This window comes from Micromonospora sp. NPDC023737 (assembly GCF_040639715.1).
GTDB lineage: Bacteria > Actinomycetota > Actinomycetes > Mycobacteriales > Micromonosporaceae > Micromonospora.
Genome location: NZ_JBFAAL010000015.1, coordinates 140,903 through 149,475 on the forward strand (window position 1 = coordinate 140,903; position 8,573 = coordinate 149,475).

The window sequence follows — 8,573 nt, forward strand, 5'->3', positions numbered from 1 at the left end:
CCTCGGCCCGAGCCGGACGGCGAGCGCCGGAGCCGACGTCGTGGCCAACGCAGCCGTCCACCCGGATCACCCCGGCCCGTCGGCTGAACGGGTGGTGACCACGGAAGTTCCATCAGGTGTCTGGTGCTAATCGCACGAGCCCCGAACTAGCTTCTGAAGGCCGGAGATAGATGCCGGTTGACGAATGTGAGGTGGGGAGCTAGTGAAACTCAAGGTTGCGGCCCTGGCAGCGGTGGCCCTGGTGGCCAGCCTGCTGAGCGGGGTCGGCCCGGCGAGCGGCGCTCCGGCGGACGGTCCACCGATGCCGCTGCCGAACCCGAAGGTGCATCCGATCCAGGTCACCGGCCCAGCAGCCGAGCGGCTGAACCTGATCATCATGGGCGACGGCTACCAGTGGGACCAGCAGCAGCTCTTCCTGCAGGACGTGGACCGCAACCTGGCCGTCATGTGGGCCACGGAGCCGTTCCGCACCTACCGCGACTACATCAACGTGTACGCGGTGGAGATCGCCTCGATCGACTACGGCGTCCGGTGCGACCCGGACGGCCGGGTACGTCATCCGGACGGCACGATCCGCGACACCGGTGAGCGTGAGGGGCCGATCAACGCCAAGAACACCGCGCTGCGGATGATCTACCAGAACGGCTGCAGCGACCCGCTGTCGCGGGGCACCGTCTACGGCGGCGCACCGGAGAACTGTCAGGACTTCGCCGCCTACTACCCGGCCGGGGTCAACCCGTGCGAGACCGGCAACCAGGCGCACAACCGGATCCTCGACACCTACGTGGCGCCAGTGCTGGGCATTCCCCGCACCGCACAGAACGTGCAGACACTGGCGATCTTCAACACGTTCACGTACGGCGGGATCGGCGGCACCAACGCGACGACCTCGGGCGGCTCCCCGCAGGGCCCACTGATCTCGCTGCACGAGATCGGCCACTCGCTCGGCACGCTGGCCGACGAGTACCCGTACTCCTCCCGTGACGTGGTACGCCCCTGCTACACCGGCGGCGAGCCGAACAGCTTCCACCACAGCACCTACACCGACCCGCAGAAGATGGTCGAGGACCAGCACAAGTGGTGGCGCTGGATCGGCGAGGAGAGCCTCTCCGGCGGCACGATCGGCCTGCACGAGGGAGGCGGCAGCTACCCGTGCGGGCAGCGCCGGCCCAGCGAGCACTCGATGATGCGCTGGATCGGCTTCGACTTCGACCAGATCGGCCTGGAGCACATGGTCGCCCGGGTCACCGGGATGCGGAACTCCGGGCAGATGAACGTGCGGCACACGCCCGTGGGTACGGTCGCCTCCGACGCCGTGCTGTGGGTCGAGACGGGGCAGCCGCGCTACCACGAGCTGCAGGTGACCTGGCGCGTCGGCGGCCCGGACGGCACCGTGCTCGACACGCATAACAGCCGCGACCTCGACCTCGGCGCGCTCGACCTGCCGGCGGGGACCGTGGTGCACGTCGAGGTGCGTGACCCGGTGGGGCCGGAGGGCACCGACTGGGTGCGCAATCCGTCCACCGGCAACACGGCCACGAACTCCGGCTACAACGGTCCGCGGTTCGTGCAGACCCGGCAGTGGACGGTCGGTGACACGAAGGTGTCGCCGTCGTCGCCCGCGGCGACCTTCACGAGCCACACCATGAACACCCAGCCGGTCGCCGGTGACGAGGTCGTGTACGTGCGGACCAACCACCCCGACGACCGGATCCTCGACGTGACCTGGTCGCTGGACGGTAAGGCCGTGCCGAACCCGCACAACAGCCGCAACCTCGACCTCAGCGCGTTGAAGCTGGCGGCGGGCACCCACAAGTTGACCGCGACGGTGACCGACCCGGCCGATCCGGGCGGTGTCTCCGACCGCGTCGAGTGGACCGTCGACAACGCCCTGCCCACGGCACCCCGCACCCTGTCGCAGCCGCTGACCCGTCTCGCCGGCGGCGTGGAGCACCCGGTGTACTTCAACGGGTGGGACATGCGGCTGGACCCACGCGACGACCACACCGGCTACGACGAGGATCGCTACGTCGTCGGCCAGTTCCGGCTCGACAAGGACGGTTGGTACAACTACTTCGGCTTCCCCGAGAAGCCGATGCCCGACTCGCCGTTCCAGTTCCGCCACTCCGGCACGGACGTCAAGGCGCTGACGTACGGCAACCTCGGCACCGGCGGCCTGTCGCGGGCGGCGTTCGAGCAGACGCTGCCGGACGACCACCCCGCCGGCGGGTTCGTGCCGGGATTCGGCACGCACCTCGTCGAGCACCGGGCCATCGACCCGGCCGGCAACATCGGGGAACCCAGCGCGTACCGGGCCACCGTGCTGCCGGGCGCGTCGCCCGACTGCACCCGGACGCTGACCGGCTCGCAGTCGCGGGTCGTGGCCGGCGAGGGCGTGACCTGCCTCAAGAACGCCCAGGTCGTGGGTGCGGTGTCGGTGAAGCCGGGTGCTTCGCTGGTGGTCAGTGACAGCTCGATCACGGGCACGTTGTCGGCGACCGGAGCCCAGGCGGTGCAGCTCTTCGGCAGCACGGTGAACGGCGCCACGCACATCGCCGGCACCACGCGGGACGTGACGATCGCCGGCAGCACCTTCAACGGTGCGGTCAGCCTGGCTCAGAACGTCCAGGTGAGCGCCAATGACCGGTACAGCCGGCTGGCCGGTGCCTACGGGCCGATCCTGGTCGGCAGCCGGATCAACGGATCGCTGAGCTGCGCCGGTAACAGCGCGGCGGTCAAGGACTTCGGCGCGCCCAACACGGTCAACGGAGCCAAGGGCGGTGACTGCGCGGCCCTCTAGCGCGCTCTGCCGAGCGTGGTGGGCCGGCGGTCGTCGGCCCACCACGTCTCATCCGGTTGTTCGGGGCCGTCGCCGCGTGTGTGACAGGTGCCGTCGAGGGGTGCCCGCGCTGCTGGTCGGCCATGCGTGACCGACGAATGCGTAAGGACCGGAACATATCCAGGTATTTACATTTATAGTGCAGCCGATTACGGTGATCCCAACTCGAGTACCCGCAGGGTGGCAGCCCCCATACGCAAAGTAATTGCCCTGCCTGTCGGCAATGGGCAACCAACGTGACACCGGGAGATTTGCCTTGGGCTCCGAAGTTTCACCACGTCCGCCCGATCAGCCGCAGACCAGCGACCACGATGTCGCGGTCCCAGGCTCGCCGAAGAAGAAGCGCCCGACAGCCATGTTGGCGATCCTGACAGCGGGCGTCCTCGCCATCGGGACGGCACCGCTCTGGGGCGCAGGCGGAGGCGATGCCCTCGACGACGCCGCCCTGTCCGCGACCCCCACCTTCACCGTCGGCCTGCAGTCGCCGCAGGAACCGGGGCCGTTCCCCGGCAGCGTGACGCCGACGACCCCCACCATCACCATCGCCGGACAACGCGACGGGGAGAGCACGTTCAAGGTCGTCAACTACGACCAGGTGCAGCCGACGACGCCGGGCCAGATGGACTTCGACCACTTCCACACCGGCATCGAGATCCAGTGGTGGCTGAAGAAGTGGGCCTACGAGCGCCCCGACATCGTCGACCTGTACATCGTCGGCGAGAGCTACAGCGGCCAGCCGATCTACCAGCTGACCATCACGGACAAGTCGACCGGGAAGGACACCGACAAGCCGGCCGCGTACTTCGAGGGCAACCGGCACTCGGGAGAGACCTCGTCGGCCGAGAGTTCGCTGTGGTTGGCGCACCACCTCATCACGAAGGCCGGTAAGGACCGGACCGTCGACAAACTGCTCGACGACAAGACCGTCTACATCCGGCCCGTCAACAACCCCGACGGCCACAACATGTACCTCTACACCGCCCAGACCAACCGGTCGACGGTGCGGCCGTACGACAACGACGGTGACGGCAAGCGCGACGACGACCCGGGCGAGGACATCAACGACGACGGTTACCTGAGCCAGATGCGCCAGTACGTCGGCCCCGGCAAGGGCACCCACGTCGTCGACGCGCGTGACCCGGCCGGGAACGTGATGCTGAGCGTCGGCGCGGGCAACGGCGACTACCTCATGTTCTCCGAGGGCATCGACAACGACGGCGACGGCCGCTACAACGAAGACGGCGTCGGCGGCCTCGACCTGCACCGGAACTACCCCTACAACTGGCACCCCATGAGCGAGGACGACGCCACCGGCCGCAACCTGACCCAGGGCGGCGCCGGTGAGTACCCGCTGTCGGAGCCGGAGACCAAGCACGTCTACACGTGGCTGATGTCGCACACCAACATCGCCGCGGTGAACAGCATGGACACCCGCGTGCCCATGCACCTGCGCGGCCCGTCGACCTGCGACCCGGAAGAATGCATGTACAAGAGCGACCGCAAGCTCTACGAGCACTTCGACAAGGCGGGCGTCTCCTTCACCGGCTACCGCAACGCCGGCAGCGTCTACATCGACTACGCCACCCGTAACGGCGGCGACCCGGAGGCGCTCTTCGGGCACGGTCCGGACTTCGGCTACTTCCAGTACGGCGCCATCTGGTACGGCGACGAGATCTGGAACGGTGGCGACTTCACCGACTACGACAAGGACGGCCGCTACGCCGACTGGGAGCGGTCGCGGTGGTGTGCCGAGAATGGGCGCACGAACTGCTTCCTGCCTTGGACGAAGGCCGAGCACCCCACGCTCGGAACCGTCGAGATCGGCGGCATCAACCCCAAGTTCTGGTCCCAGAACCCGTCGGACGACCTGATCGGCGAGTGGGCCGCCAACCAGGCCCAGTTCAACCTGTACCTGACCCAGTCCCTGCCGCAGGTCGACCTCACCAGGGTCCAGGTCAAGAAGCTCAAGGGCAACCAGGCCGACGGCGCCACGCACGAGATCACGGCGACGGTCAAGAACATCGGCCGCATCCCGACGGCCCTGGAACAGGCGAAGGAGGTCAAGATCGTCGCGCCGGACACCGTCACGGTCCAAGGCGCCCGCAGGGTCGGCGACGCCCCGCAGTTCTACCTCGACGGTGGTGACGACCAGAAGGTACGACTCCGGGTCGTCAAATCCGACGCCGACACGGTCATGGTGAACGCGGTCAGCGTCCGGGGCGGTCTGGACTCCGCGTCCGTACGACTGAACTGAGCGCGTGCGGTGGGCGTCGCCTCGATCCCCGGAGCGACGCCCACCCCCGTGCCCGCAATCTCGCACAACCCTCTGAACGGAGAAAGTGAACCGACTCATGAACAACCTGCAGAACGGAAGGCTCAGCCGTCGCCGCGTCCTTGGCGGCGCGGCCGGACTGGCCGCCGGAGCCGCGGCCGTCGCGACGGGCCTGCCGTCCGGCGCCGCGTTCGCCGCACCCACGCAGAAGGGGGCTGACCTCGCCCGCTGGCGTAGGCAAGCGGCACACGTGACGATCACCCGCGACGACTGGGGCATTCCGCACGTGGTCGGCAAGACCGACGCCGACGCGGTGTTCGGAATGATCTACGCCCAGGCCGAGGACGACTTCAACCGGATCGAACGCAATTACCTGGTGAGCCTCGGCCGGCTCGCCGAGGCCGAGGGTGAGAGCGCCATCTGGCAGGACCTGCGCCAGCGGCTGTTCATCGACCCCGGCGTGCTGAAGAGGTACTACGCGGAGAGCCCGGCCTGGTTGCGCAAGCTCATGCAGGCGTGGGCCGACGGGCTCAACTATTTCCTCGCCACGCACCCCGAAGTGCGGCCGCGCGTGATCACACGTTTCGAGCCGTGGATGCCGTTGAGCTTCTCCGAGGGCAGCATCGGCGGGGACATCGAACGCGTCCCGCTCTCGCAGCTCGAAGCGTTCTACGACAACCGCCAGGTCGAGATGACCGACGAGGAGCGCGGACTGCTGTTCCGCGAGCCCTCGGGCTCGAACGGCATGGCGATCGCACCGAGTCACACCCGCGACGGCCACGCGCTACTCCTGATCAACCCGCACACCAGCTTCTTCTTCCGCTCCGAGCAGCACGTGACCAGCGGGGAGGGGCTCAACGCGTACGGCGCGGCCACCTGGGGACAGTTCTTCATCTATCAGGGCTTCAACCGGGACACCGGCTGGATGCACACCTCCAGCGGCGTCGACAACGTCGACGAGTTCGCCGAGACGATCGTGACCAGGCCAGGGGGTCGCCACTACTACCGCTACGGCGACGACCTGCGACCGGTGACGAAGAAGACGATCACCCTGTCCTACCGCACCGCCGAAGGCGGCCGGGCGAAGCGCACCTTCACCACCTTCGCCACCCACCACGGACCGATCGTGCGCGAAGCGGACGGTAAGTGGATCGCGTTCGCGCTGATGAACAAGCCCGTGGAGGCGCTGCTGCAGAGCTTCCTGCGCACCAAGACCCGGGACTACGCGGACTTCATGCAGGTGGCCGGCTACAAGGCCAACAGCTCGAACAACACGCTCTTCGCCGACTCCAAGGGCGAGATCGCCTTCCTGGTGCCGCAGTTCATGCCGGTACGCGACGACAGCTTCGACTACCGCAAACCCGTCGACGGCAGTGACCCGGCGACGGACTGGCGTGGGCTGCACAGCCTCAAGAGCCTGCCGCAGGCGGTGAACCCGAAGAACGGCTGGGCCTTCAACACCAACAACTGGCCCTGGACCGCCGCCGGCCCGTACAGCCCGAAGGCGGAGGACTACCCGCGATACTTCGACCAGGCCGGTGAGAACCCGCGCGGACCGCAGGCGATCCGGGTGCTGACCGCACAACGCCGCTTCACCCCGCAGAGCCTGATCGCGGCCACCTTCGACACCTACCTCACCGCCTTCGCTCGCCTCGTGCCGCAGCTCGTCGGCGCGTGGGACAAGCTGCCCGCCGGCGACCAGCAGCGGGCGCGGCTGGCCGACCCGGTCGACCTGCTGCGCGGCTGGGACTACCGGTGGGGCGCGGAGTCGACCGCTACGTCACTGGCCGTGTTCTGGGGCGAGGCTCTCTGGGCGCCCCTGTCCCAGGCGGCCAGGGACGCGGGCATGTCGATGTGGGACTACCTGGCCGAAGGCGCCACCGACGCGCAGCGGCTGACCGCGCTCGACGAGGCCGTCGCCCGGCTGACCCAGGACTTCGGCAGCTGGCAGGTGCCCTGGGGGCAGATCAACCGCTTCCAGCGCAACGACGGCGCGATCACCCAGACGTTCGACGACACCAAGCCGAGTTCCCCGGTGCCCTTCACCTCCGCGCAGTGGGGCTCCCTCGCCTCGTTCGGGGCGCGGCGTTACCCGGGCACGAAGCGCTACTACGGCACCAGCGGCAACAGCTTCGTCGCGGTCGTCGAATTCGGGCCGAAGCTGCGCGCCTGGGCGGTGACGGCCGGCGGCGCGAGCGGGCACCCCGACTCGCCGCACTTCGACGACCAGGTCGAGCGCTACGCCAGCGGTGACCTCCGGCCGGTCTACTTCTATCCGCAGGACCTCAAGGGCCACATCGAGCGGATCTACAAGCCGGGCAACTGATCGGTCGCTCGGGGATCGGTCGGGGGCGGCGCTCTTGGAGCCGTGCCACCGATCCCGCCGCGGTGCTCGTCGACGCCGAGGCGCCTCAGGCCGATCACCGGCCGCTGCGCGCCTCGGCGTCGACCCTCGCCGCGATCGGTTCGCGCCGGGAACCGATCGCGGCGCGAACCGATCGCGCCGCGCAGCCTCCGGTGCGGCCCGAACTGTCACCGCCGGCCGTTAACCTGTGCCCATGCGGGATCCGGCATCCGAGCGAGACCTCCATGGCTGACGCCGACGACGTGCGTGAGTTGGCGCTCGCGCTGCCACACGTGGCCGAGATCGACAGCGACGGCTTCGACTTCCGGGTCGCCAACAAGGGCTTCGTCTGGTCGTATCCCGAGCACAGACCCGGCCGCCCGCGGGTGATCCGGACCGACATCGCGGTGCTGTACGTCGGCGACGAAGCAGAGAAGCAGGCGTTGCTGCTCGGCGAACCCGAGCGATTCTTCACCACGCCCGCCTACGACGGACTGCCCCTGGTCATGCTGCGGCTGGACCAGGTGACCGTCGACCGGCTCAGCGAACTCGTGACCGACGCGTGGCGCATGCGGGCGCCGGAGGAGATCGCCGCCGAGCACACCGCCCAGAGCGGGTAGGCCACCCCGGGCCAGGTGAACCTGCGGTGCGGTCAGACGGTCCAGGTGTCGCCGCTGTTGAGCAGGTCGGCGAGCATCTCCTCGGGGGTTCCGGCGGCTTCGACTGCGGCGTCAGCGAGTTGCTTCTGCACCACTTGGTCGTAGGACGGTCGAGCGACGTTCCGGAAGACGCCGATCGGGGTGGTGGCCAGGTCGGAGCCGGAGAGCCGGGTGAGGGCGAAGGCGTACGCCGGATCATCCACCGTGGCGTCGTGGACGATCGGCGTGCCACCCTCCTGCACTGTCAGGCCGAAGCTGCCTTCGGGGTGTACGACCGAGAACCGGCCGTCGTTGCCGAAGGTGATCGGCTGGCCCTGCTCGAGCCGGATCAGGTGCTCGTCCCGGGTCGCCGGATCCTTGATCAGGTCGAAGGCGCCGTCGTTGAAGATGTTGCAGTTCTGGTAGATCTCCACGAAGGCCGAGCCCTCGTGTTCGGCGGCGGCGCGCAGCACCGACTGG

4 protein-coding genes and 1 pseudogene are annotated in these 8,573 nt (G+C 68.5%); 4 read left to right on the forward strand and 1 reads right to left on the reverse strand.

Annotation, left to right across the window (positions count from 1 at the left end):
- The first annotated feature begins 202 nt into the window (after window positions 1–202).
- The 4 genes from AB0F98_RS25920 (at window position 203) to AB0F98_RS25935 (ending at window position 8,075) form a co-directional block, all read left to right on the forward strand.
- Window positions 203–2,800: a M64 family metallopeptidase gene (locus AB0F98_RS25920; protein ID WP_357740169.1), complete on the forward strand. Its 2,598-nt coding sequence runs from the start codon at window positions 203–205 to the stop codon at window positions 2,798–2,800.
- A 394-nt stretch (window positions 2,801–3,194) separates the two neighbouring features.
- On the forward strand, window positions 3,195–5,093 hold the full coding sequence (locus AB0F98_RS25925; RefSeq protein ID WP_357740172.1) for a M14 family metallopeptidase: 1,899 nt from the start codon (window positions 3,195–3,197) through the stop codon (window positions 5,091–5,093).
- Window positions 5,094–5,190: 97 nt separating this feature from the next.
- The gene (locus tag AB0F98_RS25930) at window positions 5,191–7,437 is read left to right on the forward strand and encodes a penicillin acylase family protein (protein WP_357740175.1); all 2,247 of its coding nucleotides are present in this window, start codon (window positions 5,191–5,193) and stop codon (window positions 7,435–7,437) included.
- 263 nt (window positions 7,438–7,700) lie between these two features.
- Window positions 7,701–8,075, forward strand: a complete 375-nt coding sequence (locus AB0F98_RS25935; RefSeq protein WP_357740178.1) for an MmcQ/YjbR family DNA-binding protein — start codon at window positions 7,701–7,703, stop codon at window positions 8,073–8,075.
- Window positions 8,076–8,107: 32 nt separating this feature from the next.
- On the opposite strand, the pseudogene AB0F98_RS25940 reads toward AB0F98_RS25935, so the two are convergent.
- Window positions 8,108–8,573: pseudogene (locus AB0F98_RS25940) on the reverse strand (2-oxoacid:ferredoxin oxidoreductase subunit beta); the annotation flags it as partial.